The sequence below is a fragment of the Pseudooceanicola aestuariicola genome, from assembly GCF_045763785.1.
Classification (GTDB): Bacteria; Pseudomonadota; Alphaproteobacteria; order Rhodobacterales; family Rhodobacteraceae; genus Pseudooceanicola.
This window is the reverse complement of the sequence record NZ_JBJGSF010000004.1, coordinates 80,623-105,862: the sequence shown is the minus strand read 5'-3', so window position 1 is coordinate 105,862 and position 25,240 is coordinate 80,623. Positions and strand designations below refer to the sequence as shown.

26 protein-coding genes are annotated in these 25,240 nt (G+C 59.0%); 14 read left to right on the top strand and 12 right to left on the bottom strand.

Going from position 1 to position 25,240, the window contains the following annotated elements; translation table 11 throughout:
• Window positions 1-42 precede the first annotated feature (42 nt).
• Window positions 43-648 (bottom strand): flavin reductase family protein, encoded by a 606-nt coding sequence (locus ACI3GR_RS15395; protein ID WP_407495757.1) that lies wholly within the window; start codon window positions 646-648, stop codon window positions 43-45.
• 32 nt (window positions 649-680) lie between these two features.
• On the opposite strand from ACI3GR_RS15395, the gene ACI3GR_RS15390 reads away from it, so the two are divergent.
• From ACI3GR_RS15390 to ACI3GR_RS15370, 5 genes are all read left to right on the top strand, one after another.
• The gene (locus ACI3GR_RS15390) at window positions 681-1,391 is read left to right on the top strand and encodes a TetR/AcrR family transcriptional regulator (RefSeq protein WP_407495756.1); all 711 of its coding nucleotides are present in this window, start codon (window positions 681-683) and stop codon (window positions 1,389-1,391) included.
• A gap of 409 nt (window positions 1,392-1,800) precedes the next feature.
• Window positions 1,801-2,655, top strand: coding sequence for a fumarylacetoacetate hydrolase family protein (locus ACI3GR_RS15385; RefSeq protein WP_407495755.1), 855 nt, complete (start codon window positions 1,801-1,803; stop codon window positions 2,653-2,655).
• Window positions 2,656-2,688: 33 nt separating this feature from the next.
• Complete coding sequence (locus tag ACI3GR_RS15380; RefSeq protein WP_407495754.1) at window positions 2,689-3,579, top strand: VOC family protein; 891 nt, start codon at window positions 2,689-2,691, stop codon at window positions 3,577-3,579.
• A gap of 186 nt (window positions 3,580-3,765) precedes the next feature.
• Window positions 3,766-3,852, top strand: coding sequence for a hypothetical protein (locus ACI3GR_RS15375; protein WP_407495977.1), 87 nt, complete (start codon window positions 3,766-3,768; stop codon window positions 3,850-3,852).
• 220 nt (window positions 3,853-4,072) lie between these two features.
• Window positions 4,073-4,915, top strand: a complete 843-nt coding sequence (locus tag ACI3GR_RS15370) for a DUF1932 domain-containing protein (RefSeq protein ID WP_407495752.1) — start codon at window positions 4,073-4,075, stop codon at window positions 4,913-4,915.
• A gap of 44 nt (window positions 4,916-4,959) precedes the next feature.
• Here the strand turns inward: ACI3GR_RS15370 and ACI3GR_RS15365 are convergent, their stop codons facing one another.
• A complete protein-coding gene (locus ACI3GR_RS15365; protein ID WP_407495750.1) occupies window positions 4,960-5,904 on the bottom strand; it encodes a nuclear transport factor 2 family protein in 945 nt (314 codons plus the stop codon).
• A gap of 233 nt (window positions 5,905-6,137) precedes the next feature.
• Between ACI3GR_RS15365 and ACI3GR_RS15360 the strand changes: the two genes are divergently transcribed.
• Complete coding sequence (locus ACI3GR_RS15360) at window positions 6,138-7,079, top strand: AraC family transcriptional regulator (RefSeq protein ID WP_407495748.1); 942 nt, start codon at window positions 6,138-6,140, stop codon at window positions 7,077-7,079.
• A gap of 46 nt (window positions 7,080-7,125) precedes the next feature.
• On the opposite strand, the gene ACI3GR_RS15355 is transcribed toward ACI3GR_RS15360, so the two are convergent.
• From ACI3GR_RS15355 to ACI3GR_RS15330, 6 genes are read right to left on the bottom strand one after another with little or no spacing between them, the layout of a single operon-like run.
• The gene (locus tag ACI3GR_RS15355; RefSeq protein ID WP_407495747.1) at window positions 7,126-7,965 is read right to left on the bottom strand and encodes a fumarylacetoacetate hydrolase family protein; all 840 of its coding nucleotides are present in this window, start codon (window positions 7,963-7,965) and stop codon (window positions 7,126-7,128) included.
• A gap of 40 nt (window positions 7,966-8,005) precedes the next feature.
• Window positions 8,006-8,734, bottom strand: coding sequence for a GntR family transcriptional regulator (locus ACI3GR_RS15350; RefSeq protein ID WP_407495746.1), 729 nt, complete (start codon window positions 8,732-8,734; stop codon window positions 8,006-8,008).
• A 40-nt stretch (window positions 8,735-8,774) separates the two neighbouring features.
• The gene (locus ACI3GR_RS15345) at window positions 8,775-10,088 is read right to left on the bottom strand and encodes a TRAP transporter large permease (protein WP_407495743.1); all 1,314 of its coding nucleotides are present in this window, start codon (window positions 10,086-10,088) and stop codon (window positions 8,775-8,777) included.
• A 14-nt stretch (window positions 10,089-10,102) separates the two neighbouring features.
• Window positions 10,103-10,687, bottom strand: coding sequence for a TRAP transporter small permease subunit (locus ACI3GR_RS15340; RefSeq protein WP_407495741.1), 585 nt, complete (start codon window positions 10,685-10,687; stop codon window positions 10,103-10,105).
• 20 nt (window positions 10,688-10,707) lie between these two features.
• Complete coding sequence (locus ACI3GR_RS15335) at window positions 10,708-11,778, bottom strand: C4-dicarboxylate TRAP transporter substrate-binding protein (protein WP_407495739.1); 1,071 nt, start codon at window positions 11,776-11,778, stop codon at window positions 10,708-10,710.
• A 37-nt stretch (window positions 11,779-11,815) separates the two neighbouring features.
• On the bottom strand, window positions 11,816-12,214 hold the full coding sequence (locus tag ACI3GR_RS15330) for a YciI family protein (RefSeq protein WP_407495737.1): 399 nt from the start codon (window positions 12,212-12,214) through the stop codon (window positions 11,816-11,818).
• Between the two features lie 340 nt (window positions 12,215-12,554).
• Between ACI3GR_RS15330 and ACI3GR_RS15325 the strand changes: the two genes are divergently transcribed.
• From ACI3GR_RS15325 to ACI3GR_RS15290, 8 genes are all read left to right on the top strand, one after another.
• Window positions 12,555-13,130, top strand: coding sequence for an NADPH-dependent FMN reductase (locus ACI3GR_RS15325; RefSeq protein WP_407495736.1), 576 nt, complete (start codon window positions 12,555-12,557; stop codon window positions 13,128-13,130).
• 11 nt (window positions 13,131-13,141) lie between these two features.
• A complete protein-coding gene (locus ACI3GR_RS15320) occupies window positions 13,142-14,011 on the top strand; it encodes a beta-keto acid cleavage family enzyme (protein ID WP_407495734.1) in 870 nt (289 codons plus the stop codon).
• 358 nt (window positions 14,012-14,369) lie between these two features.
• Complete coding sequence (locus ACI3GR_RS15315) at window positions 14,370-15,194, top strand: helix-turn-helix domain-containing protein (protein ID WP_407495732.1); 825 nt, start codon at window positions 14,370-14,372, stop codon at window positions 15,192-15,194.
• 126 nt (window positions 15,195-15,320) lie between these two features.
• Window positions 15,321-16,970, top strand: coding sequence for a bifunctional 3-(3-hydroxy-phenyl)propionate/3-hydroxycinnamic acid hydroxylase MhpA (gene mhpA / locus ACI3GR_RS15310; RefSeq protein ID WP_407495731.1), 1,650 nt, complete (start codon window positions 15,321-15,323; stop codon window positions 16,968-16,970).
• A 94-nt stretch (window positions 16,971-17,064) separates the two neighbouring features.
• Complete coding sequence (locus ACI3GR_RS15305; protein WP_407495730.1) at window positions 17,065-17,577, top strand: TRAP transporter small permease; 513 nt, start codon at window positions 17,065-17,067, stop codon at window positions 17,575-17,577.
• Window positions 17,574-18,881 (top strand): TRAP transporter large permease, encoded by a 1,308-nt coding sequence (locus tag ACI3GR_RS15300; protein ID WP_407495729.1) that lies wholly within the window; start codon window positions 17,574-17,576, stop codon window positions 18,879-18,881. Before ACI3GR_RS15305 ends, ACI3GR_RS15300 begins: the two co-directional genes overlap by 4 nt.
• Window positions 18,882-18,983: 102 nt before the next feature.
• On the top strand, window positions 18,984-19,976 hold the full coding sequence (locus ACI3GR_RS15295; RefSeq protein ID WP_407495727.1) for a TRAP transporter substrate-binding protein: 993 nt from the start codon (window positions 18,984-18,986) through the stop codon (window positions 19,974-19,976).
• A gap of 196 nt (window positions 19,977-20,172) precedes the next feature.
• Complete coding sequence (locus tag ACI3GR_RS15290) at window positions 20,173-20,970, top strand: SDR family NAD(P)-dependent oxidoreductase (protein ID WP_407495725.1); 798 nt, start codon at window positions 20,173-20,175, stop codon at window positions 20,968-20,970.
• Window positions 20,971-21,012: 42 nt separating this feature from the next.
• On the opposite strand, the gene ACI3GR_RS15285 is transcribed toward ACI3GR_RS15290, so the two are convergent.
• The 4 genes from ACI3GR_RS15285 to ACI3GR_RS15270 are packed head-to-tail and all read right to left on the bottom strand — an operon-like array spanning window position 21,013 to window position 25,215.
• Window positions 21,013-21,633, bottom strand: a complete 621-nt coding sequence (locus ACI3GR_RS15285; protein WP_407495724.1) for a glutathione S-transferase family protein — start codon at window positions 21,631-21,633, stop codon at window positions 21,013-21,015.
• Between the two features lie 20 nt (window positions 21,634-21,653).
• Window positions 21,654-22,649 carry an NAD(P)H-quinone oxidoreductase gene (locus ACI3GR_RS15280; protein ID WP_407495722.1) on the bottom strand — a complete coding sequence of 332 codons (996 nt, stop codon included), beginning with the start codon at window positions 22,647-22,649 and terminating at the stop codon, window positions 21,654-21,656.
• Window positions 22,636-24,348, bottom strand: coding sequence for an FAD-dependent monooxygenase (locus tag ACI3GR_RS15275; RefSeq protein ID WP_407495721.1), 1,713 nt, complete (start codon window positions 24,346-24,348; stop codon window positions 22,636-22,638). The genes ACI3GR_RS15280 and ACI3GR_RS15275 overlap by 14 nt, the downstream gene beginning before the upstream one ends.
• Window positions 24,349-24,372: 24 nt before the next feature.
• The gene (locus tag ACI3GR_RS15270) at window positions 24,373-25,215 is read right to left on the bottom strand and encodes a fumarylacetoacetate hydrolase family protein (protein ID WP_407495719.1); all 843 of its coding nucleotides are present in this window, start codon (window positions 25,213-25,215) and stop codon (window positions 24,373-24,375) included.
• Window positions 25,216-25,240 lie beyond the last annotated feature (25 nt).

Here is a 25,240-nt window from a genome sequence, read left to right as displayed (position 1 = left end):
TAGTTCCTCCCTGATGAAATGATGTGAAAACTTGGCCCGAAGTCAGCGCGAGCACGCTTCGATTGCATCGCTAACGCTTCTGGTGCGGTCGGCGATCAACTTGGAATGCGTGCCGAACTTGCGGGCCGTATAGACAAGCGGCGGTGTTTCATGGGTCTGACAGGCCAGAACGCGGCAAAAGATCATCGCGTGATCTCCGGCCTGAATGTCGCTTTCGATGCAGCATTCCAGATAACTGGCGATGCCATTCAACCGGGGCAAACCATTGTGCCAGACCCAGTTCACCTGCGCGAAGCGGTCCGGCTCCCGGCTGGCAAACTGCAGCGCAAGGTCGGCTTGTGAATGCGACAGCAGGTTGATCGCAAAGCGCCTGTTGGTTCGCAGGGTCGCGAGGATCCTGCTGCCTTCGATCAATCCGATCGAGACCAGCTTCGGCTCAAGCGACAGCGATGCGAAGGATGACACTGTCGCTCCAACCGGGGCGCCCCTGTCTACCGACGTCACGACGGTGACAGGTGCAGGTACGCTGGCCATCAGATTCTTGAATTCCGACTCGTCCATAATTTGTACTTCTCCTCCAAATTGGAGGATGAGTTCAAAAAATATATTTTGCAAAGGGTTTTTGACCCGCCAGTCGGGTTGGTGCATAAACGGCAGGAAAAATAAGAGGTTATATAAGCATGCCCAAGGCTGCAGACGTCAGTCAATCTAGGCGAATCGAGGTCGGCGCGGAACGTCGCTCCCGGTCCCGACTGCGTCTTTTGCGGGCGGCGGCCGACCTTTTGGGAACTCAGGATGGTGGCAATATTCGCCTGTCGGATATCCTGAAAAGCGCGCGGATTTCCCGTGGCACGTTCTACAACCATTTCACGTCATTGACAGAGTTTCACCACACCCTGTCGGACGCGCTGTCGCGCGAGTTTGACCACAGCGTCAACCAGGCCTTTGCCCAGATGAGCGGCGCCGCAGAAGAAAGCGCCGCAGGCCTGCGGTATTATCTGTATGCAGCGGCCCAGAACCCCAAATGGGGATGGGTCATGGTGAACACGATGAAGGGACCGGCGTTTTTCGGTCATGCGGTCTATGACAACGCCACCAAGAACTTGGACCGCGGCATAGCCTCAGGAGAGTTGGAATTGCCGGACGCGGCCATGGGACGCGACATCCTGTTCGGCATCGCTATCACATCCATGTATCGCCTTCTGTCCGAAGAGGCCCCGGAGGGCTATATCGAAGAAATCGCCAGTCGCTTGCTGATCGCTTATGGCCTGTCCGTCGAAAAAGCGCGCGACATTGCCAACCGCCCATTGCCCCCGTTGCCAGCCCTTTCGGGCGATGATCAACACATCATCGATATACCCCGCATCACCGTGCCGGATGCAAAGGGCTGAGCCTGCAGAGACCTTCGGTCCAACCGTTCGGATGTCAAAGACATCCACAGGTTGTCATTTTGACCCCAAATATTGAGCGCCTGAACCGTCTCGCCGGAAGACCGTTTTCGATGTTTATGGAATGGGTGACACCCCCAACCTAGGATGCCGTGCTGGATGCGGTTTTGCCCGTTTCCTGCGGATTCCTGACAGCGATTGGCTTTGGCGCCAGCGCTTTTTTGCCCCGTCCGGCGCCGGGTCCCCTGATTGTAAAGACAGGCCAAGTAACGCAGTTTGCTGACGTCTGCGGTTGTGCCCACGGTACCAAAACCCAAGGGAAAGCGCACAAATCCAATAAAATACTTTTTTGTTTGAAAGATTCATAAAACCCTCCTAAACCCGAATCCAGTTGCGACGAGGGAGGAAGCGCATGAAATTTCTGGCATTCACAAAAAACGGCGTCGAAGGCCTCGCTCTGTCCGAGGGTGACGCGGGATACCATGGATTGACGGCGGATGACTCGTCTTGGCCTGGCTCTCTCATGGCTTTGATTTCAAATGGGTTTCCGGCGGCTGCGTTGGACGCTCTCCGCGCCGGTCCCGCCATTGACCCCGACGAGGTCACCATCGCACTGCCAATCGAACGCCCCGGCAAGATCGTCTGCATAGGCCTTAACTATGCCGCCCACGCCGCCGAGGCCGGGCTGGAGCTGCCGAGTGTTCCGACCGTCTTTGCACGCTTTTCGACCGGGCTTGTGCCTTCGGGCGCCCCGATCGTCAGGCCGACAGTCTCCGACATGCTCGACTACGAGGCCGAACTGGCCGTCGTTATCGGAAAGGGCGGGCGCGACATTCCGAAGGAGAGCGCGCTGGATCACGTGGCTGGCTACACGATCTTCAACGACGGGTCGATCCGCGACTGGCAACTGGCCACACCTCAATGGACGGTCGGCAAGAACTTTGACAACACCGGCGGGTTCGGTCCCGTTCTGGTCACGCCAGACGAACTTCCGGCCGGGGCCTCTGGCCTGCGGATGCAGCTGAAGCTGAATGGTGAGGTGATGCAGGATACAAAAACCGACGACCTGATCTTTGACGTGCCGAGCCTGATTGCGCATCTCTCCAAGGCCTTCACGCTGGAGCCGGGCGACGTCATCGCGACCGGCACGCCCTCGGGCATTGGCGGCGCGCGCGACCCAAAGGTCTGGATGAAGCCCGGTGATGTCTGTGAGATCGAAATCGAAGGGATCGGCACGCTGACGAACCCGATCGTTCAACAGGGCTGACCCCAACACTTGCTGGAGTTCTAGGGAGGAACCATGAAACCATTCAATCCGAAAACGGTGGAGCTGGGCTATGTAGCTCTTGGCAGCTCCGACCCGGCCAAACAAGTTGCGCATTATCGTGACGTGCTGGGCCTGAAAGAGACCGGTAGCGAAGACGGGACGACCTATCTGTCGGTCAACGGCGCGCACCATGACATTGTGCTGACCAAGACGACCGAGAAATCCTTTGTCCACCAAGGCTATCAGCTGCGCGGCGATATCGAACTGAACGAAATGGCCAAGACTTTAGAAGACGCCGGTTTCAAGGCCGAGATAAAGTCAGACAGCCAGCCCGGCGTCGCCAAGTTGGTTGAATGCATCGCCCCGGGCGGCGTGACCTTCCAGTTCTACAAGGAAATCGACCGCAAGTTGCCGACCCCTCCGGTCGGCGTGGCACCGCTGCGTCTGGGTCATCTGGCGATCATCACGCCCGAGCGGGAAGCGCTTTTCAAGTTCTACGAAGAGGTGCTTGGCTTCCACTACACCGATGACATTGGTGAGCTGGCTTTCTTTATGACCTGTAACCGCGATCACCACGTGGTCAACGTGCTGGGCCTGCCGGAATCCCGCATCCACCACATCGCTTTTGAACTGCGTGACAACGGCGAACATGTGCGGGCAGCGGATATCCTGTCGCGTAACGGGACGGACACGCTCTGGGGGCCGTCGCGGCATGGGGCCGGACATAACGTTGCGGCCTACCACCACGATCCGGACCGGGTGATGATCGAACTCTACACCCAGATGGATGTCTATATCCCCGCCCTTGGTCATTTCGAACCGCGCGACTGGCACGAAGAATATCCGATGGTGCCCAAGTCCTGGCCGCTTGAGAAGATGACGGTCTGGGAAACCCCCTTCGGCTTCAACCTCGCCGAGGGTTGAGACACCTACAGTTTGGGAAAGGCCGGGTGTTTCCCGGCCTTTTTAAATGTGACCACGGCGCGGCCCGTCGCTCCTCGGTCGAAAAGCAGTTGATATTCATATTTCTTAGTCGCGCGTATCAATGGCATCGGAGATTGCCTGCACCAGCGCCACACTTGTACGCATTTTGATCAATTCATCGCCCTAATGCTGAAGGACGGGCGTTACGGATCGACGAGCGAACCGATCCGCGCGTCCCTCCGGCACTTTCAGGCCTGCGCGCCAACGCGGTGAAGGGCGACAATTTCTCGGGTTTTGTGCCGGGCTCACAACGGCTGCTGACCGGTCGGCTTATCACCTTCTATGAGGCCCCCGATCGTATCTGAACTAAGTGATCCGTATCCTCCAGCGATCCAAGGATGTGCCTGCCGGACTGCGCGACTGATAGATCCAAGGCATTGGCGCGCCGTGCCTTAGCCATCATACTCAGGTCGATTACGGACCGGAGGACACCATGACCAAGGTAATTGCCCTGCCCCTTGCAGGTGCCATGGGCGCAGGACTGGGCCGCGTTCTGGTCGACAGCGGCTTAACCGTTCTAACCTGTCTCGAAGGCCGAAGCGCCGCGACCCGTGAACGCGCAAAGGCCGCTGGCATGACTGACGTGACGATGGCGGACATAGCAGGTGCGGACATCATCCTCTCCGTCGTGCCGCCGCATCTGGCTGTGCAGATATCCGAGGACATCGTCGCGCATTTGCCCGAAGGGCATCGTCCGATCTACGCCGATCTGAATGCGGTCAACCCTGAGCGGGTTAAGGAGGTTAGTGCGGTCGCCTCTGCGGCGGGGCTTGCCTTTGTCGATGGAGGCATCATCGGTGGCCCGCCGAAACCGGGGGCCGCAGGACCTGCCATTTATTTCTCGGGCGACCACGCTGAGGATCTGATGGATCTGACAGGACACGGGCTGGATCTGAAGGTGATTGGCGGCGGGGTTGGCGCGGCCTCTGCGGTCAAGATGTGTTACGGCGCGATGACCAAGGGAACCGTTGCGCTGACTGCGGCCATGCTGGGCGCGGTAGAGCGCGAAGGTTTGGGGTCCGAGCTACATGCAGAGATGATGCGAAGCCGTCCCGCCGCGCTCTCTCAGGCCGAACGCGCCCTGCCCGACATGTTCCCAAAGGCCTACCGCTGGATCGATGAGATGCGTCAGATCGCGGGATTTCTGGGCGACCGGCCAGAGGCGCGCATCTGGCTCGCAATCGCCGATTATTACGAGGTGGTCGCGGCGGATTTCAGCGGGAGCCAAAACGAAGTCCGCCGTCTCACTGAGTTCTTATCACGCAAGAGCGACTGATCCGGCCTGCTTTGCGGGTGGATCAGTCTCCCTTGCTGGGGCGTTTAGATCTCCGCTGCGGACAGCAGGATCAGTTCTCGCTTCAGGTCGCTGTCCAAAAGTCGACCGTTGTAGACCATGGTGATGCGGGAAATCTTGCCCTTGTCATCGAGCGTCAGCGCAGCAACCCCGTGCTTAACTGCGTCCTCTGTTCCAGAGGTCCATTCAAAGCCGCCGCCAAGATCGCCCCCGACAACGTGTCGGACGGTCAAGCCCGCACCATAGGGCAGCTTGGAAAGCGCGCGGTCAAGATAGGCCTGAACTGCGGGTTCACCGACGATCTGGGTCCGCAGGGCGGCATCCTCTAGCACCACGTCATAGGCCATCAGCGCGTCGAGCTTTTCCTTGTCGCCAGAAGCCAGCGCTTCGGCCAGACCGTTCGACACTTCGATGATCTTGTCGCTCGCCCGCTGCTCGATCTTGCCTTCAAGGTAGTCGGTATTGAACTTCTCGGGCGGCATCACGAGCTTGTTGTACCCTTCGACCGGGTAAGCTGAGGAGTCCCAGTAATCTGCCCAACGCACGATCTTACCGTCGCGGATGTCGACCACGCCGATCACCCGCAGGTCAGACCCGAAAAGTTCCGGTGTATCAATGAAGTAGACGATCGCGCTTTCAGGTCCGCCAAGGACCTCGATCGGGTAGGACAAGCCGTTCACCCATTTTGGCATATAGCCCTTGAAGGCTTCGACCAGAGGCGCGTGGGTCTTGCAGGGCCAGCCCAGTGTGGTGTCGCAATAGCCCACCATGTCGGTCGAGAAATTGGACATCATCTCTTCGGCCTGGCCAGTGCTTTTCGCCCGGAACACGTCGTCGAAAAGCTGGGCCGTTTCGGGCGCTGCGTGATCCGATTGGAACGTGGTCGGATAGTCCCGCTCGCTCTGCGCGATAGCCATACCTGCCTGCATCGACAGGACGGCTGCCGCGATTTGGATGCCATGTTTCAACATATTGAAGTTCCTCCCAGAATTCTGCGGGCGCGAAGACGTCTCGCACCCCTTGCCAAGGGAGTGTGTGGCGTTCCGGCGAACCCGTCCATGTCCGAACCGGACGAAAACCTGACAGGTCGTATCGTTCTGCCGTTCGCGTGTTGTTCACGTGGCGGGCACGTCCGCGCAATGGATTGACGTAGCGCTGATCTCTGCAACACTACAGCCATGACCAACCCTGGGGAGGAGTTGTCATGGATGTCCTTTCGAACTGGCTTAAACCGTCCCTCGGCCACCTGATGCGCGTTCACATCGCGCGGACCGGCGGCACGTGGGGTGTCCGTCTGGATCCGCAAGGGCCTATGCTACTGCGGGTCATGATGACGGGAGGATGCTGGGTCCGGGCTGAGGGGTTCGAACCCATCCGTTTTGACGTCGGCGACGTTCTTCTTATCCGGTCAGTTGGGCATGAGCTGGTATCCGATCCTGATCAGCGCGCCGTCTCAAAGGATGACTTCAACCGCTCGCTGAACGGCTATGACGGCCCCGTCACGCAAGAGATCATCTGCGCGGCCTACGACACGGACATCCCACAGTCGACCTTTCCGCCTTTGCCGCCCCTCGTCCACGTTCCCGCCGCCCGGATAGCCGAGATACCGCGGGTCCAGTCCCTTCTGACTGCGATCTGCGAAGAGGCCCGAGCGCCCGGTGTCGGAAGCGAGATGATGATGGGACATCTGATGGATGCGCTGCTGCTTAGTACGGTGCGCTCGTCCTACCTGAAATGCGGGAAGGAACACTGGATCACCTCCATGCGCGATGGTGCGGTGGTGCGGGCGCTGCAATTGCTCCATGATGATTTCGCACGTCGGTGGACGGTGGAGGATCTTGCCGTCGAGGTCGGTCTATCCCGGGCGGTCTTGGCCCGGCGGTTCGTCCAGAGTGTCGGAATGCCGCCGCTTAGCTATCTGGCCGCATGGCGGATGAAGGTGGCGGCGCGTTGTCTTGCCAATCGTGATGACGGGCTGGCGCAGATCGCGGTTACGGTCGGCTATGAATCCGAGGCGTCCTTCAGCCGTGCGTTCAAGCGAGAGTTCGGTCTGGCGCCGGATGAATTCCGCAGAATCGAGAAAGACGTGATCCGCCGGGTCGATAGCATCCCTGCCTTAAGGGTCGCCCAATCACAGATTGGCTAGGCGGTGGTGCGGCCGCCCCCGACTCGGGAGACGGCCGCCGATTTGCTTATTCGTCCACGACCCCGTTGCTCAGCGTACCGATGCCGGTGATCTCGATATCCGCGGTCATGCCGGGCTCGAGGTAAAGCTGCGGCTTGCGGAACCGGCCGACGCCGCCCGGCGTACCGGTGGCGATCACGTCGCCCGGCAGCAGGGTAATGACGGTCGAAGCATAGGCAATCATCTCGGGAATAGTGATGGCAAGATCGTCAATCCCTGACTGCTGTTCGACATTTCCATTGATCCGCGTGGTCAGGGTCTCTTTGGTCACGTCGCCGACTTCGTCAGAGGTGACGATCCAGGGGCCCATGGAGCCCGAAGCCTCAAAGCTTTTGCCCGGCCAAAACTGGGAGGTGTGGACCTGGTAGTCGCGGATGGAACCATCATTGAAGCAGGTGTAGCCCGCGACATAGTCAAGCGCGTTGCCTTCGGACACGTGACGGCATTTCTTGCCGATGATCACCGCCAACTCGCCTTCATAGTCGAAATTCGCAGACGCCTTGGGGCGCACCAGCGGCGTGCCGTGGCCGACGAGAGACGACGGGTAACGGGTAAAGATCGAAGGATACTCAGGCTTGTCCCGACCGGTTTCCTTGATGTGGCTCATATAGTTAAGGCCGATGCAGAGGATCTTGTCCGGGTTCGGTACCGGCGGCAGAAGCGTCACGTCGCCCAGAGCCAGCTTTGCGCCCTTGCCTTCAAGGTCACTGACAGCACCGGCATCCATGACGGCTCGCAGATCAGCATAGGTGCCGGACAGCTCGGCTCCTGCATCGTGGATGGTTTCACCATCGGTGGTGCCATAGCTGGCCGTGCCATCAGGACGAAGAAATGAGACTAGGCGCATGCGGTATGTTCCTTTTATGCGGTTTGGATAGGGGTCAACATCAGGCTGCGGATTCGCAGCCATCCGACTTCGGCGGGTCGCCTTTGAGGGCCGCCGTGATCTGCTCACCGGACCGCCCGTAATGTTGTACAAGCAGGTCCACGGCAGCATCGCCATCGCGACGCAATGCGGCCTCGACGATCATTTCATGTTCCTCAAGATAATTGCGTTCCGACGGGACGCAGTAGTCGACCAAGGACCGGTAGCGGGCGTTCTTGTCGTGCAGCTGATCGCACAGGTGCAAGAGGATCGGAGAGTCGCATTCCGAGATCAGTGCCATATGGAATTCCTTATGCAGCCGACGCCGCTCGAACGCCTGCTCGCGCGTGTCTTCGTGCGTTGGGAAAGCCTGCGAGAACCAGTAGAGGGCAAGGACGATTTTGCCTTCCCAATCCTTGCCGCCGCGCTGGATGGAACTGCGCAGCGCGCGCCCCTCCATCCAGCAGCGCATGCCATTAAGGTCTTCGAACTCTTCCCGGCTGACATTCGATACCCGGAAGCCGCGGTTTTCCAGACGGTCGACGAAACCTTCGGGGATCAGAAGGGACAGCGCCTCACGCAGCGGGGAGGCGCCGGTGCCATATTCAGCCTTCAACGTCTCGATCCTCAGCTTTCGGCCCGCGGGAAGGCGGCCCGAAATGATGTCTTCGCGCAATCGGTGGTACACTTCATACATCCGCATGCTCCCGCTTTCGGTGCTGCCGAACTCTGGTGGGCTGTCTTGCTTCATGATTTGTGTATCCTTGGGATCTGTCCGCGTCGCTCAATCGCTAATTCACAAGTACCGTCGCCAGCTGTGGCACTGCAACAATCAGAGCGAGTACGGCAAGCATTGTCACCGCGAAAGGCGCCGTGCCGAGGAAAATGTCCCTAAGCGAAATGTTCGGATCGTTCAGGTTCGTTTTGATGACGAAGACTGCCAATCCTAACGGCGGGGTCAGCAGGCCGACCTCCACGGCGATGATGGTGATGATCCCGAACCAGATCATGTCCACGCCTTCGGCCATCATGATCGGCTGCACCAGCGGCAGCAGGATCAGGATGATCGACACGGCGTCGAGGATCGTACCCAGCAGCAAGATCGCGATCAGGTAAATCAGCAGAAGCACGGCAAAGCTCACCTCGGCTTCGGCGAACCAGCCACCCAGAACGTTCGGCAGACGCGACAGAGCAAGCATGTTGGCATACATGTGCGCGGCGATGATCAGAACCGAAACCGAGGCTGTGACATAGCCCGTCTCGGTCAGGACCTGCCATAGGCCCTGAAGCGTCAGCTTCCGCTTGGCAATGGCAAGCACAAGCGCCGCCAGCGCCCCGACACCGCCCGCTTCAACGGGCGTGAAAATCCCGCCGTAGATGCCGCCCAGAACGATCAGGATCAGGGTCGCGATCGGCGCAAGTTTTAGAAGTTCGCGTCCAAGCGTGCTATCCTCGTGGAAGTGCTCGGGCGTGTCGGCCTTCTGCACCATCTGGGGACTGATGCGGACCATCAGCGCGATCACCAGCATGAAGGCCCCGGCAAGGATCAGACCCGGCAGGATACCCGCCGTAAACAGGTCCCCGATCGACACCTCGGCGATGATCCCGAAGAAGATCAGCAGCAACGACGGCGGGATAAGCATTCCCAGAACCGACGACCCAGCCACAACGCCGACTGAAAAGCGCGGCGTATAGCCCTGCCGCATCAGTTCAGGCACTGCGAGCTTGGTGAAAACAGAGGCCGAAGCGATGGAGGACCCATTGATCGCCGCAAAGACCGCGTTCGCCGCGACGGTGGCCATGCCCAGACCCCCACCCACGCGCCGGAACGCCCGGCCTGCGACGTCGAAGGTGTCCCGCCCCACGCCCGACACGCTGACCAGCAGTCCCATAGCGACGAAAAGTGGAATGACCCCGAAAGAATAGCTTTGCAGAGAAGTTTCGACCGCCTTGGCAAGCAGGCTGCCAGCGACGTCGATATTGCCGCGGATCATCCATGTCGCGATGAACGACAGGACAAGAAGAACGACCGCGATATGAATGCCCAGTTGGATGAGCACGATCATGAGGCCGAGTGAAATCAGGCCGATGGTGGACGCGTCCATGTGACCAGCCCCCTTTATTCGAAGTCCGGCTCGCTGCCATGTCCTGACAGCGGCGGCGGAGCGAGTTTGAAAGCGGCCAGGAAATACTGTGCAGAGATCAGCAGATACTGGGTGAATGTCAGGATCGATCCGATCAATAGGATTAGCAAAATCGGCCAAATGACCATGGTGAAGCGGCCAAGGTTGCCCACGTAAGTCCCAAACTCCTTGGCATCGGCATATTTGGGCAGCACGTACCAGCAGATGACGACGAAGGTGATCGCGCCAAGCAGGTGATAGGTGCCCTCAAGCGCGTAGCCAAGGCGCGGGCGTCTCTGTTGCAGACGCCCGATAAACATGTCGGAGTTGATGAAGCGGCCTCGCCGCAGCGTGTTGGCGATTTGAAGAAAGACTATGCCTACGATCGAAAGCGAAACAATCTCGGGCACGCCATCCACCGGTCGGGAGAAGAGTGTCCGGCCAAAAACATCGAGGTTCACGAGGATCATGATTCCGAAGATCCACAAGGATCCGACGACAGCCAGCGCTGTCGTCGGGATGGCCACGATGCGCGAAAGCATCGTGACCAGGCTTGCGGCTTTGGACTGAGTGTCAGCCATAACGTTCGCCTTTCCGACCTTCACTCTTTGTCCCAGTCGCGGGCGAAGGTTATACCGGCGTCGCGGGACATCTGCATGTAGGTCTCAAGCATTTTGGTGCCCGGCAGACCCTTGTCGTCGATCGACTTGGCCCAAAGCGTCGCGATGTTCGGAAGGGCCGCTGCAAGCTTGGCCACTTCGCCCGGCTCCATATCGTTGATCTTGGCCCCTTCGGCGACCGCGGTCTCAAGGCTCTTCGTGGCCAATGCGATCGTGCCTTCGGTTGCCTTATTCTCGTATTCTGCGCCAACTTCGACGAGGATATTCTGCACTTCTTCCGGCAGGCTCTGCCACTTGTCTTCATTGATGGTAAGGTTCGTGGTCAACTGCGAGCCGAAGCCGACCCGAGTAATAATCGGGGCTACCTCGTGGAACTTGAAGGGGGCGATGCCGGATTCAAAGATGACGATGCCGTCGTACACGCCAGTCTTGAGTGAGTTGTAGTATTCCGACAGAGAACCTGCCACCGGGGTCGCGCCGGTGCCGTCCAGCCAGTTCGCGGCAAGACCGGGCGTGCCGAATTTCTTGCCCTGAAGATCTTCGAGCGTCTTGATTTCAAAGGTCGACAACAGGTGATAATCGACCAGCCCGCCGACGCCCAGACGCCGCTGGTTAAAGCGCAGGAATTGCTCGTCCAGTTCAGGGAGCTCGGCGCGGACCTTATCGAAGATCTCCATCGTCTTGACCAGATCGTTGCCGCCGAATGGCGTGACATAGGTGATCTGCTCCATCGGCAGCTTCGCGCCCTCAAAAAGGGTGTTCACGGACCCGATGTCGATGATCCCGTCCTGAACTGCTTCGAACATGTCGAACTGGCCGGCAATCGTGCCGCTCCATCCGGTGGTCCATTCGATTTTGTAGTTGCCGTTCTCGGCCAGTCGGCGGTCGATTTCGGGGATCACGTAGTCGATAATACGCGCGACCGAGTTGCTGTGCGGTGGAAGTCCGGCCCCGATGGTGATCGGAATGGTTTCTTGGGCGACCGCAGGCAGGGCGCCAAGCGGTAGCAGGGCAACGCAGGTTGCGGCCACGGTCTTGAAAGCAGAAATCATTAGGTATCCTCCCGTAAAAGATTTCAAAGTTTTGGTGTCAGCAGAGTTCGAATCCGCCGGATGAAAAACCGACGCGCAGGGTGAACCCGCCTTCGTTGATCAGCCAGCGGCGCAGGACGTAGGTCCGCGCACCCGAGCTGTGCATTGGATCGCTGTCCGCGATCTGTTTGGCGGCGTCGAGCGATGCAGCACGGATCAGCACCATACCTTCGCCGCCCCATGTCTCGGGATCGTCGCGATCCGCGAGCGGACCGGCGGCGAACATGATGCCCTGCGCTTCTAGGCCGCGCTGAAATGCAAGATGCTCGGGAAGCACGGCCTTGATGTCATCCATGGTCTTCGCCGGGCTTGTCAGAACGACGAACATTTCCTTGCCGAGTAGCTTCGCGGCTTGTGCGCGATCCAGCATGTCACGCCAGGCAAATGTTCCTGTCATGGGGTCGTCCCTCCGCTTGATTACGACGAACGTCTCCTCCTCCGAGTCGATCATCGACAGAAATTACCTATTGAAAGTTTTGTCGACAATACAAGGATAAATTGGAGGGGAAAATGGCCAGACATTCGCCGCCTAGCCACGATATTCATATTATTATTAGTGAAAACAGTTTATTAGCCATTATCGCCAAGGGAATAAAAAATATTTTTTCTTGACGCCACAGTTGCACCATGAAAAATCGTCGACAAAATGGGGCGGGTGCAGCAGGCCTCCAACTTCGGTTGGCCTGTACAACAGAGAGATCCCGTCGTTCGGCCATCTTCAGCATAGGACAGACGTCATGAAGCCAAAGCTTAATATCATCATCTGCTCGACCCGGCCGGGTCGGGTCGGCCCTAAGATCGCGACTTGGGTTGAGGCCGCCGCCAAGGCAAATGGTGAATTCGATGTGTCACTCGTTGATCTTGCAACGTTCGATCTTCCATTGCTGGATGAGCCGGATCATCCCCGCCTTCAGAAATACCAGAACGAAACGACCAAACGCTGGAGTGAGAGCGTCAAGGACGCCGAGGCCTTCATCTTTGTAACACCGGAATACAACTATTTTCCGCCTGCATCGATCGTGAACGCGATGCAGGTGATCGTCGCGGAATGGGGTCGCAAGCCCGCCGCGGTCGTTAGCTATGGTGGTATTTCCGGCGGTCTGCGCGCGGCACAGATGCTGCGTCACCTGATGTCGAGCGTGAACCTGCACCCAATTCCGCAGACCGTTCCTGTACCGCTGATCATGGGCAACTTCTTCGATGAAGACGGCGCTTTCAAACCGACGCAACCGATGGAAGACGGTGCCAAGACGCTGCTGGACGAACTGCTGTTTTGGGCCAAGTCGCTCAACACCGCGCGACAGGCCGGATAAGGACACCCCAAATGAAATCGATCTTTCTGACCTGCGCCCTAGTGGGCAGTTTCTCAACCCGCCAGCAGAACGAGAATCTACCGATCACGCCCAAAGAACTGGCCGACGATGCGCTCTCTGCAGCTAAGGCGGGGGCCGCTATCGTGCACATCCACGTACGCGATCCGGAAACTGAAGAACCCTCGATGGAGGTCGCGCTTTACCGTGAAGTCGTGGACCGGATCCGGCAGGCAAACGACGAGTTGATCATCAATCTGACCTGCGGGCCTGGGGGGCGGTTCGATCCTTTGCCGGACAACCCCGCCGTCGCCGGGCCCAAAACCAATCTCTTGCCGCCTGAGGCGCGGGTCGAGCATATTCTTGAGCTGAAGCCCGAGATTGCGACACTGGACCTGAACACAATGGTGTTCGGTGGCGAGGTCGTGATCAACACGATCCCGTCGATCCGCCGCATGGCCGAGTTGATCCAGAGCGTCGGATCCCGTCCCGAGATAGAACTGTTCGACAGCGGCGACATCTCGATCCTGAACATGCTGATGGCCGAGCAGGTGTTCGAGAAAGACCCGCTCTGTTCGATCGTGACAGGGGTGAAACATGGTTTTATCCCAACGCCTGAAACCATGGTCTATGCCCGAAACCTGTTGCCGTCCTCTGCCGTCTGGACTGGTTTCGGCACGGGCGCGCAGGCCTATCCAATGATGGCGCAGGCCGCCATGCTGGGTGGCAATGTCCGGATCGGAATGGAAGATGCGGTCTGGCTGACCAAGGGTGTAAAGGCCCCGTCGAACGGCGCGATGGTCGAAAAGGCTATGCGTTTGCTGGATGATCTAGGCTTTGCCGTTATGTCGTCGAAAGAAACACGGGCCGCATATGGTTTCTGAGCTTAGGGGGCCAGAGAGATCCCATTAGACAGAAGTGCGCCAAAATATCGACGCGCGGGTCGAGCCTCTTCCTCGGCCCCGGTTGCCACGCGGCGTTATTTACGGTCGTCGAGCGGAAGAGCACGGGTCGAGCCTACGTGATACACCTAGTGTGTCCCAAGCAGAGTGTTGGCATAGGCCCCCCGGTCCAAGACCCGGCCCAAATTGCTGCCCGAATATCCAAGCGTGTCGATTTCCCTAGTCACCTTCTTCGGCCCTCGACCTCTTTTGTCCGGTTGGGGAGATCCGGGCGACCGATCCGACGGCAAACCTACGATCGTTCACAAAGTAGACGCATGAGGGGCGACATGGCCCTGTCATGCGGGCAGAACCGAAGGGTGGCAGGCTCACTCAGAAATGGAATGCAACGATGACAGTGTACAAACCGGTTCGTGCTCTGGAACGCGGACTTGCCATCCTCGAAGTGATCAACCTCAAAGACGGAATGAAGACACAGGAGGTCGCCGACCGCGCCGACCTGTCCCGCCCAACTGCGTATCGCCTACTTGAGACATTGCAACACCTTGGTTTCGTAGAGCAATCGCCCTCCGACGGCTCTTGGCATCCGACGCTTCGGGTCAATCTGCTAAGCTCCGGGTTTCTCGACAAAGCCTGGATCGGACAGGTTGCCATGCCAGAAATGGTGGCGCTTGGCGCCGAGATTCTCTGGCCGGTCGATCTGGTGACCTATTCCGAAGCTGCCATGCTGGTGCGGGAATCGACACACAAACTCAGCCCATTTTCTTTCGACGTCGGCATGGTCGGCACGCATCTTCCCATGCTCCAGACGGCCGGGGGGCGGGCGTACCTGAGCTATTGTCCCGATGAGGAACGGGAACAAATCCTTGAGATCATGCGGAATTCCGGCAAACCGGAACATGTTCTCGCCCACGAACCCAAGTATATCGAGATGATCCGGCGAGAAACACGGGACCGTGGCTACGGCTTTCGTGCCGAAGAGTTCAAATCACACACAGTTTCGATTTCCATGCCGATTTTCAAAGATGACCGCCCGATCGCCTGCTTGACGATCATCAGCCTCAAATCCGCCCTCTCACTGGAAGCACAGGCAAGAAAGTTCGCCGACCCGCTGCGGCGCACTTGCAAGCAGATCGAACTGCGGATCGCGGACCTGTCAGACTGACCGGCGAACAGCACCCGAGCGGGCCTTTAGTTCACTAGGTGAACAGAAACAGAGTATCGGATGCAACTTTGGCACATTTTGTAGATGCCTTGCGGTCAGGACATGCCAGTTCAGGGAGGACACGACATGACAAGCTACCCCTCCGATTGTCCGGTGGTCATCGTCGGCGCGGGTCCGACAGGGCTGACGACTGGGTTGCTTTTGGCGCAGTACGGGGTGCGTACTGTCATTCTGGATCGCAATGCCCAAGCTCTCGACATCCCGCGGGCGATCGTTCTGGATGACGAAGGCGCGCGGACCTTTCAGATCTTCGGCGGGGACAGTGCCTGCCTAGCCCATACCGAGATTGGGGACGGCGCGGAATACGTCGACGACGACGGCAAGCAATTTGCCCGCGTCGGCGCGGGCCCCGAAGACTACGGGTTCCCAAAACGCCACTTCATCAACCAGCCTGAAATGGAAGCCTCACTGCGCGGTTTGATCGAGAAAGAAGACCTGTGCGATGTCTTTTTCTCCTCCGAGGTAACCGGCACCGATGACGGCCCCGATGGCGTCGTCGTTCACCTGACCGATCCCGAGGGCAAAGCCCGCACGATCCGTACCGATTACGTTGTTGCGGCCGACGGTGGCCGCAGCCCGATCCGCGAGCGTCTAGGGATTCCCATGGACGGGTCGACCTATGCGCAGGACTGGCTTGTGCTTGATACGATGAACGATCCCGACCTGGTTAACTACACGCATTTCATCTGTTCAAATAAACGTCCAGCTGTGTCGGTCCCGGCCCCAAATGGCGGGCGGCGCTACGAATTCATGTTGCTGCCCGGCGAGACGCATGAAGAGATCCTTGACCGGACCAAGATCCGCGAACTGGTCGCACCGTATCGGACTCTGGACGACAAGGACATCATCCGAGCCACGATTTACACTTTCCACGCGCGTATTGCGAAGACGTGGAAATCGGGCCGGATCATGCTGGCGGGTGACGCGGCCCACATGACGCCGCCGTTTGCCGGTCAGGGCATGAACGCGGGCCTGCGCGACGCGACGAACCTTGCGTGGAAACTCGCTTCGATCCTCAAAGGCGGGGCCGATCCCGCGATCCTCGACAGCTATGAGGCCGAACGGCATGAACCCGCTTGGGCTATGATCCAGCTGGCAGTCGTTATGGGCGACATCGTCATGCCGGTTGACCCCGCACAGGTCGCCTTCCGGACCCAGCTGATGGAGGCGTTGAAGCCGTTCCCAGCAGCACAGGATTACCTGCTGAAGATGAAATTCAAACCCCGGCCCCGCTATACGCGGGGACTGTTTTCAGGCCTGAACTCGGCCGCCTTCGAGGGCGCGATCGTGGGCGAGATGGTGCCGCAGCCGGATGTGGTCCTGAAGGGCGAGACGTTCAAGCTTGATCACCTGCTAGGGCCAGGTTTCGCGCTGATCGCGCAGGACGACAAGGGCGCGAAAGCGCTTTCGGTGCTCAAGGCCGACGCGTTCTTGGGGCATCCGCTGTCCAAGACATACATTCCCTATGGCCAGGTCTCCAAGGCGATGCCCCCCGCCACTGCGGCGGATGACCGGGTCCGTATGCTGCGGACGCATCGCGACGAAATCCTATTGGTCCGGCCTGACCGTTACACCGCTGCGGCTTTCCATCCCGACGCACTGGCCGAAGGGATGGAGCGCTATGCCACCCTGTTCCGGTCGAACGCCGAACTCCAGCCCGCGCCCGATCCGGACCTGCGCCGGCTCGACGTGACTGCCGGGGCGGATAACGACTGAGAAGAAAACACGAAAAATGAAGATCGGACAGGCGGATTAGCCACCCGGCCCTGTTATTCCGATTGGGGGGACCATGTACCAGAAATTCCATATCGTGACAGAACGCGCCGCCTATGCGCTGGCGCTGGTGGGCTTTTCAGGCCTGCTGATCCTTTCGATTATGGTCGTTCTAGACATCATTTTGCGGACGACCGTCGACTTCCCCCTGAAAGGGGTCAACGATGTGTCCGCGATGGTCATGGCGGTCGTCATAGCGGCCTGCATCCCGCAGGCGCTTTTTCTGAAACAGAACATTTCAGTCGAGATCTTGGGGCAGGTTATAGGCGGGCGCGTCTACCTGTTTCTGCAAGCGCTTGCCAGCCTTGCTGTGCTGATCTTCTTCACCCTGCTCGCCTGGCAATTCGTGCCTTATTCGGAATCCGTCTGGTCAAGCGGTGAACGGACCTGGGTTCTGGGCTGGCCAATCGGGCCGTGGTGGTATGTGGCGACCGTTGGTTTTTTCGTCTCGGCAGTCACCCAGCTCATGGTTTTCGTTGATGATGTAATCGCGCTGCTTACGGACAACGGCACACCAAGGTCGCAACCCGACCCGCAGGAGGGCGTGTGACCTTGGATCCTCTTCTGATCGCCGGACTGGGCTTTGCCCTCATGCTGCTCATGATTGCCGTACATATTCCCATCGGCATCGCCATGGGATTTGTCGGAATGGGCGGCTTTGCCATGGTCGTGGGCTGGGGGCCTGCCCTATCACTGATTGCCAGTGAACCGGCCGCCACGCTGACGAACCTCAACCTCGCCGTCATCCCGTTGTTTATGCTCATGGGGAATCTCGCGGCTTCGGCCGGGCTGGCGAATGACGTCTACAATATCGCGCATGCCTTTATCGGGCATCGCAAGGGTGGGTTGGCGACGGCGACCGTTATCGGCTGCGGCGGTTTCGGCGCGGTCTGCGGATCGGGCGTCGCGACAACCGCGACCTTCGGGCGGGTCGCCCTTCCCGAAATGCTGGAACGCGGCTACGCGCCGTCGCTCGCCTCGGGATCGATCGCAGCAGGCGGCACTCTTGGCATCATCGTGCCGCCTTCGACCATCATGGTGCTTTACGCCATTCTAACCGAACAGTTCGTCGTCGATCTTTTCACCGCAGCGATCATTCCCGCGATCATCGCCGTGACCTTCTATACCCTGGCCGTCCGCGCCACGGTGCACTTCGACAAATCCGCCGCTGCCGAATTGGCCCCCCTGCCCTGGAGGGAGCGGTTCCGGGCCCTGTTGCAGGGCTGGGGCGTCATGGTGCTGTCGATCTCTGTTCTGGGCGGCATTTACAGCGGCTTTTTCACGGTGAACGAAGCGGCAGCTGTCGGCGTGGTTATTGCCTTTGCCTTCCTGATCGCACGCAAGGGGCTGGATATTAAGGAACTGGGTCGGATCCTTGTCGGCGCCTCCACCACGACGGCAATGATCTACATCATGGTCTTCGGGGCGACGATCTTTTCCTACTTCATGTCCGTGACTGACGCGCCGTCGATGATCGTAAATGGGATTACGGCGCTGAACATGCCTCCCGCAGGCGTCATTCTGGCCTTCATCGCCTTATACATCGTTCTGGGCGCCTTCTTTGACGAAGTGGCCGCGATGATCATCACCATCCCCTTCGTCATTCCGGTCGTGCAGCACCTTGGCTTCGACCTCATCTGGTGGGGTATCATCAATGTCATAGTTATCGAGATCGGCATGATCACCCCGCCGATTGGGATCAACGTCATGGTTCTGAACGCCATGCGTCGGGATATACCGCTGCAGCAAATCTACAAGGGCATCTTCCCCTTCTTCATCGCCGACATGTTCCGGCTGGCGGTGTTGGTATTCTTCCCGGCCCTGACGCTGTGGTTGCCGGGGATGCTGAACTGAAGCTGTCCACCTGGTGAACCGAACGGCCGAATCGAAATACCGCAAAGTCGCTCAAATATATGAATTCGATGCACGAAAGAAACTGAACCCATGGGAGGAACCATGTTCTACAAAACCATCGCCAGCGCCATTCTGGCCACCGCCGCCCTTGCTCTGCCGAGCAAGGCAGAGCAGCTTCGCTTTTCGAGCTTCGAACCGCCTGTTGCGTTCCTGACGTCGCAGGTCTTCCCGCAGTGGGGCAAGAATGTCGAAGACGCGACGGGCGGCGAAGTGACCGTCAAGATGTTCCCGGGCGGTACGCTTGGCCGGTCGCCCGCACAGCAACTGAAGCTGGTCGAAGACGGCGTGGCGGATGTGGCCTTTATCGTTGCGGGCTATAATCCCGGTGTCTTTCCCGGCCTGACGGTCGGCGAACTGCCCTTCGTGGTCACCAGCTCGAAGGCTGGATCCGAAGCAATGTGGTCCATGTTCGAACAGGGACTTCTGGAAGGCGACTTCGACAAATTCAAAATTATTGGTCTCTTCACCACGACACCGCAGAACGTCGTTTCGAAGCCGAAAATCATAATGCCTGAGGACTTGAAAGGCCGCAACTTCCGGGCGTCTTCTCCCAATCTCTTGGTTGCGATCGAAGACATGGGCGCTGTCGCTGTCGGCGGGATCACCGGACCGACCATCGCGGAAAGCATTTCGCGCGGTGTGATCGACGGGTCGTTCAATGACTGGAACGCAATCAAAACCTTCCGGATCGGCGACACTATCGAGCACGTTCTCGAGGTGCCTATGGGCACAAGCCCGCTGATGGTCGTGATGAACAAGCAAAAATATGAAAGCCTCTCTGCCGAAGCCAAAGCCGGCATCGACAAAGTCTCGGGCGCGGCCTTTGCCACCATGTTCGGCGAGGCATTCGATGCCTATGACGCAACCGCCAAGGAAGAGTATGTTGCAGAGGGCAAGATCGAGATCCACGCAGCCGATCAGGCAACGATGGATGCCTGGAAAGCAGCGTCTCAGCCTGCGACCGATGCCTGGATTGCTGGCGGTGAAGGTCGGCAGGAACTGTTCGACGCGTACGTGGCGGCGAACTCTAATTAATCCTCCCTCGTGCGACCATCAGGTTGCCGGGAATTTTCCGGGCCCGCTTCGGCGGGCCCGTTTTTTTTGATCAAGGGCTAGTCGCCAGCGCACCAAATTTTTCGCCAACATTCATCGGCGTATAGTAATAAGAAGTTGAAATCGCGTCCCGTGCATGAAAATATATTTTATTTACTAAAATAGATTGGATTTTGCGATGACAGACTTCGAAGATCGAGTGGCGCTTATTACGGGTTCCGGGTCAGGGCTTGGTCGGTCCATGGCCGTCAAACTCGCGGAACGCGGCGCGGATATTATCGTCAACTACTCCCGGTCGGCTAAAGAGGCCGAAGAAACTGCCGATATGTGTCGATCCCATGGCGTGAAGGTCAGCGTCGTTCAGGCCAATGTCGCCGATCCGGATGGATGCCGTGCGTTGGCTGATGCCGCTGCAGAATTCGGCAGGCTGGATATTCTTGGGAATAACGCCGGAATCACACGTCACGCGCCCAACCATGCCGATCTTGATGCGCTGTCGAGAGAGGATTTCTTGGACGTCTACGCGGTCAACGTCGTCGCCCCCTACCTGGTGCTGCAAGCAACAAAACCGCTATTGGTAGCCGCCTATGAAAAGTCGGGCCGGGCCAGTTCAGTGGTCAATACTTCGTCTATCGCGGGGGTGAAGGGGATAGGGTCTTCGATCTCATACGCCGCGTCCAAGGGCGCTCTGAACACCATGACTTTGTCGCTGGCCCGTGCGTTGGCCCCGGCAATCCGCGTCAACGCGATCTGCCCGGGCTTTATCGGCACCCGCTGGTTCAAAGACAGCATGGATGAAGAAAGCTTTCAGAATGTCGTCAACCGTGTGGAACAATCGACCCCACTTGGCGTGGCTTCCGGCCCGGACGACATCGCGGACACAGCGCTTTTCTTCTTCTCGGACGCGTCACGCCATGTCACCGGCGAACTGATGCTGACCGACGCCGGTCTGCATCTGGGAAAGCCGCCTGTCTAAGAGCTTTATGGCGGCAGGATCAACCTGCCGCCTTCGGCAAATTCAGACGAGGCCTTCGAGTTCGAGAGCCTTCTTCGCGGCCGGCCGGTCAGACATCCGCTTGAAATAGGCGATCAGGTTCTCGGGCAGATCGAGGTTCAGCCGCACAACGCCCCAGAACATTGTGTAGAACAGCGCGGCGTCGGCGATCGTCATCTTGTCACCCATGATGAACGGCTTGTCGGACAGCTGCTGCGACAGGTGCTTGGCCGCCTTCATGACGATGGCATTGCCGTTCTCGCGCACCCAATCGAGGTCGGCTTCGTTCGGGGTGAACTTTTGGGGTCGCAGCATCCGAGAAAATCCCTGCATGTGGACGGTCGCGACGAGATAATCGAGCGTCTCCATTGTGCGCAGTTCTTCCTCAAAGGTTTCGGGAACGAAACTGTCCTTGGCATAGGTGTGAGCCAGCCAATGTGCGATTACGCCGAACTCGGTCAGCAGCGTTCCATCGTCCCGCAGGACCGCCGGCACCTTGGACTTCGGGTTGACCGAAACATAGGGCTCTTTCAACTGGTCGCCGTCTTTGATGAGGATAGGCACACCTTCGTAATCGACGCCGATTTCCTCAAGCAAGAAATGGATGCCAAGCGAACATGCGCCGGGCGAGTAATAGAACTTCATAGAGTACCTCCCTGTACCTCTCAGTCGTGCAAAACCTTGAGCATGATCTTACCAATATGGTTGTTGGCTTCCATGGCGCGATGCGCACCGGCGGCATCCCGGAAATCAAACTCTTGCGCGATGGTCGGGCGCACCTTGGTGCCTAGCAGCGGCCAGACTTCCTTGCGGATAGTCTCGGCCACGGCGGCTTTTCGGTCGAGCGGCAGCGGACGCAGCAGCGACCCGGTGATCTTGACCCGTTTCGCCATCAAATCGCGCAGCGGAATGTTCAGTGCAGCACCGCCGCCGCCCGACAGATGCGCGATCTGGCCATCGGGTGCCATCATCTTCAAATCCTGCTCAAGATGCGCCCCAGCCGAGACGTCGAGCAGCGCGGAAATCCCTGCACCGTCCGTCACATTCATGACCTTGTCGGCCAGATCGGCATCCTTGTAAGAAAACGCGGCAAATGCGCCAAAGCCCTTGCAGGCCTCGACCTTTTCGTCACTGCCCGCCGTCGCGATGACCCGATAGCCAAGTGCCGACATAGCCTGAAGCGCGATATGACCCACACCGCTGGTGCCGCCGTGAAACAGAGCGAACTGGTCCTCGCGCAGCGACATCAGATGGAAAAAGTTCCACCATGTGGTGAAGGCTGCTTCGGGAAAGCCCGCGGCCTCGATGTCCGACAGGGCTTCGGGTGCGGGCATGACAAGCGCGGCATTGGCAACGACGTACTGGCCATAGCCCCCGCCCTGTACCAGCGCCATCACCCGGTCACCTTCAGCCAGACCTGCAACATCAGGGCCAATCACCACAACCGTCCCGCTGACCTCCAGCCCCGGAATGGCCTTTCCGTCAGCATGCCGTCCGGCAGAGCGCTGATGCACGTCGTGGCGGTTGATCCCGGCGGCGGCGACCTTGATCAGGACCTGCCCTTTGCCCGGTGCCTCAACCGGCACCTCAGCGGGAACCAGAACCTCTGGCCCGCCGGCTTCGCTAATGATTACGGCGGTCTGCGTTTCAGGGATTTGCATTATCTGCCACTTCTTCCTTTGCTTTGATGTCCTGCGGCGTCCCTCCGACGGCCCGCGCCAATGCATCGCGCAGCACCGACGGGTCCCCGGCCCGGGCACACCGCCAAGCGACATGCCCATCGGGCCGGACCAGAACCGCGCCTTCTGCGGTAACGCCATAAAGATCACACCATGCCTTTGTATTGACCTCGATCTCGCGGCCAATCGTGTAGCAGGTCACGGCTCTCTTTGGATCAACTGCGGCTTTCCAAGCTTCGCCATCCGGTCCGGTCAGCAGGGTGAAACCCTCATATCTGAAAAGGTCGAGCAGCGAGGTTTCCTTGCCCCCAACCGAAACCACCATATGCGGCGCGCGATGACCCGAGCGGGCGGTCGGCGTGTAGGTCTTGACCGAAAATTCCGGCTCCGGCGTGCCGTCCGGCGTGATCAGACCGGAGTCGTAGAAGAAGCCGAAGGTCTGGCCGGGATAGTCGAAATGTTCGCGCTGTTCGGGGATCCCCTCGGCCAGCCGCGCGCGGTTCTCGGCACCTTCTGGCCCTTCGAGATGGGCCAAAAGGTCGTTGTCATTTGCCATGATGCCCGAAAGGCCGCGCTTGGCCATCGCCATCGCGTTACGTTCGCTTTGTTCGACGTTGAACCGGGCAACGGGCAGGCGTTCCTCGCTGTAGCTGTCCAGCAGGCTGGCGGGGGCCAGTCCCTTCAGCACCAGATCCAGTTTCCAGACAAGGTTGTGCACGTCGGCCACGCCGGTGTTCATCCCCTGCCCGCCCGTCGGCGGCAACGGATGTGCGGCATCCCCGGCGATGAAAACACGGCCCGACGACATCCGGTCGGCAATCCGCGCCTGCATCCGCCATGGCATGATGTTCTTGATCTCAATCGGGACATCCGCGTCACCGATGGCCGCGCGCAGGATCTCAAGGCACCGCTCTTCGGTGAACTCGTCGCGGGACTGATCCTCGCGATAACCGAAATTGTAAGTCCAGCGGTGGCGACCATCGAGAGAGATCAGGACCCCCGAAGTCCGTGCATTGTATATCCACCACAGCAGATAGGGCCGCTTCTCGACATAAGCCCACAGGTCAGCGTGGAAGTAGATACCGATCTGCTGCCCGATGGACCGCCCTTCCATCCCGATACCGACCGCGTCACGTGTCTTGCTACGCGGGCCGTCCGCCGCGACGAGGTACTTCGCCCGTGTCTGGCCGCTCTGGCCCTCGCTGTCGGTCCAGTCGAGCGTCACGCCGTCGGCATCCTGCCTAACCTGCGTCACCGTATGGCCGAAATTGACGCCCACGCCTTTCAGCGCCTCGGCATGGTCGCGCAGCACGGGTTCAAGCCTGTCCTGCGGGCACGAACGTTTGAACACAGGGCTTTGCGATTGCTCGATCCGGGCCCATTCCGGATCGCTTCGCGTTTCGATCACCCCGATCTCGTCCCCCGCAAGGCTGGTGACGAATCCGATCCCTGCATGACGTTCCAGCGGGAGCGAGACTTCATCGACGGCCTCAGCAATCCCCGCCGTTCGCAGAATTTCCATCGTGCGGGTGTTCACAACGTGGCCGCGCGGGTGGAACGACGTTGTGGGGTTCTGCTCGTAAAGTTGGCAGTCGATTCCAAGCAGGCCCAGTAGATTTGCCGTGCTCAGCCCGACAGGGCCTCCGCCAATCACAGCGACGTCGGTGTACAACGCTTTCATGGGGTCTCTCCCGCCTTTTTGGTATCAGCTTTCGTCGATGATCGAGTTCGTCAGGGTTCCGATCCCCTCTATCTCGACCTCGATGGTGTCGCCCGGTTTCATAAAGACCTTCGGGTCCCGGAAGTTGCCAACGCCACTGGGTGTGCCGGTGGCAATGATGTCGCCCGGTGCCAAGTCGATGATCGTCGAAATGTAGGCAATCAGATCGGGAATATCGAAGGCTAGATCACCGACAGAGGTGTCCTGCATGACCTCGCCGTTCAGGCGGGTGACCATGCGCGGCTTAGTCGGATCGCCCAGTTCGTCCGAGGTCACCATCCAAGGCCCCATGGAACCGGATCGCCAAAAGTTCTTGCCGCCCCAGAACTGCGTCGTGTGACGCTGGTAGTCCCGGATCGATCCGTCATTGAAGCAGGTGTAACCCGCCACATGCTCGTAAGCTTTGTCTTTGGGAATGTGTCGGCCGGGCTTCCCGATGATAACGGTGAATTCGCCCTCGAAATCGAATTTGTCGGACACAGTCGGCCGGACAAGCGGCTGGTCATGACCTACGATGGACGACCCGTAGCGGGTAAACATCGAGGGGTACTCTGGCCGGTCGCGGCCAGTTTCCTTGATGTGACCAAGGTAGTTGAGGCCAATGCAGATGATCTTGTCCGCGTTTGGGATCGTGGGCAGCATCGTGACGTCCGACACAGCCAGCGTTTCACCACTGGCCGATTCAAGCGCGTCGAGCGCATCCGCCGCGATCAGCGCTCTCAGATCGGCGTACTGGCCGCGCAGTCCACCTGCATCCACGATGGTGTCACCGTCGACACGGCCATAAGATCCCGTTCCGTCCGGAAGAACATAAGAAGCGATCCGCATGAGTCGGCCTCCTTTAATTTGGTTG

Excerpts from the sequence above, each read along its gene's own strand:
- ACI3GR_RS15330 (WP_407495737.1), bottom strand. The coding sequence starts at position 12,214 with ATGACAGGAACATTTGCCTGGCGTGACATGCTGGATCGCGCACAAGCC.
- ACI3GR_RS15335 (WP_407495739.1), bottom strand. The coding sequence starts at position 11,778 with ATGATTTCTGCTTTCAAGACCGTGGCCGCAACCTGCGTTGCCCTGCTA.
- ACI3GR_RS15315 (WP_407495732.1), top strand. The coding sequence starts at position 14,370 with ATGCGGGCAGAACCGAAGGGTGGCAGGCTCACTCAGAAATGGAATGCA.
- ACI3GR_RS15375 (WP_407495977.1), top strand. The coding sequence starts at position 3,766 with ATGCTGAAGGACGGGCGTTACGGATCGACGAGCGAACCGATCCGCGCG.
- mhpA (WP_407495731.1), top strand. The coding sequence starts at position 15,321 with ATGACAAGCTACCCCTCCGATTGTCCGGTGGTCATCGTCGGCGCGGGT.
- ACI3GR_RS15280 (WP_407495722.1), bottom strand. The coding sequence starts at position 22,649 with ATGCAAATCCCTGAAACGCAGACCGCCGTAATCATTAGCGAAGCCGGC.
- ACI3GR_RS15365 (WP_407495750.1), bottom strand. The coding sequence starts at position 5,904 with ATGTTGAAACATGGCATCCAAATCGCGGCAGCCGTCCTGTCGATGCAG.
- ACI3GR_RS15390 (WP_407495756.1), top strand. The coding sequence starts at position 681 with ATGCCCAAGGCTGCAGACGTCAGTCAATCTAGGCGAATCGAGGTCGGC.
- ACI3GR_RS15345 (WP_407495743.1), bottom strand. The coding sequence starts at position 10,088 with ATGGACGCGTCCACCATCGGCCTGATTTCACTCGGCCTCATGATCGTG.
- ACI3GR_RS15395 (WP_407495757.1), bottom strand. The coding sequence starts at position 648 with ATGCACCAACCCGACTGGCGGGTCAAAAACCCTTTGCAAAATATATTT.
- ACI3GR_RS15340 (WP_407495741.1), bottom strand. The coding sequence starts at position 10,687 with ATGGCTGACACTCAGTCCAAAGCCGCAAGCCTGGTCACGATGCTTTCG.
- ACI3GR_RS15290 (WP_407495725.1), top strand. The coding sequence starts at position 20,173 with ATGACAGACTTCGAAGATCGAGTGGCGCTTATTACGGGTTCCGGGTCA.
- ACI3GR_RS15360 (WP_407495748.1), top strand. The coding sequence starts at position 6,138 with ATGGATGTCCTTTCGAACTGGCTTAAACCGTCCCTCGGCCACCTGATG.
- ACI3GR_RS15275 (WP_407495721.1), bottom strand. The coding sequence starts at position 24,348 with ATGAAAGCGTTGTACACCGACGTCGCTGTGATTGGCGGAGGCCCTGTC.
- ACI3GR_RS15370 (WP_407495752.1), top strand. The coding sequence starts at position 4,073 with ATGACCAAGGTAATTGCCCTGCCCCTTGCAGGTGCCATGGGCGCAGGA.
- ACI3GR_RS15285 (WP_407495724.1), bottom strand. The coding sequence starts at position 21,633 with ATGAAGTTCTATTACTCGCCCGGCGCATGTTCGCTTGGCATCCATTTC.
- ACI3GR_RS15380 (WP_407495754.1), top strand. The coding sequence starts at position 2,689 with ATGAAACCATTCAATCCGAAAACGGTGGAGCTGGGCTATGTAGCTCTT.
- ACI3GR_RS15270 (WP_407495719.1), bottom strand. The coding sequence starts at position 25,215 with ATGCGGATCGCTTCTTATGTTCTTCCGGACGGAACGGGATCTTATGGC.
- ACI3GR_RS15320 (WP_407495734.1), top strand. The coding sequence starts at position 13,142 with ATGAAATCGATCTTTCTGACCTGCGCCCTAGTGGGCAGTTTCTCAACC.
- ACI3GR_RS15325 (WP_407495736.1), top strand. The coding sequence starts at position 12,555 with ATGAAGCCAAAGCTTAATATCATCATCTGCTCGACCCGGCCGGGTCGG.
- ACI3GR_RS15350 (WP_407495746.1), bottom strand. The coding sequence starts at position 8,734 with ATGAAGCAAGACAGCCCACCAGAGTTCGGCAGCACCGAAAGCGGGAGC.
- ACI3GR_RS15385 (WP_407495755.1), top strand. The coding sequence starts at position 1,801 with ATGAAATTTCTGGCATTCACAAAAAACGGCGTCGAAGGCCTCGCTCTG.
- ACI3GR_RS15355 (WP_407495747.1), bottom strand. The coding sequence starts at position 7,965 with ATGCGCCTAGTCTCATTTCTTCGTCCTGATGGCACGGCCAGCTATGGC.
- ACI3GR_RS15295 (WP_407495727.1), top strand. The coding sequence starts at position 18,984 with ATGTTCTACAAAACCATCGCCAGCGCCATTCTGGCCACCGCCGCCCTT.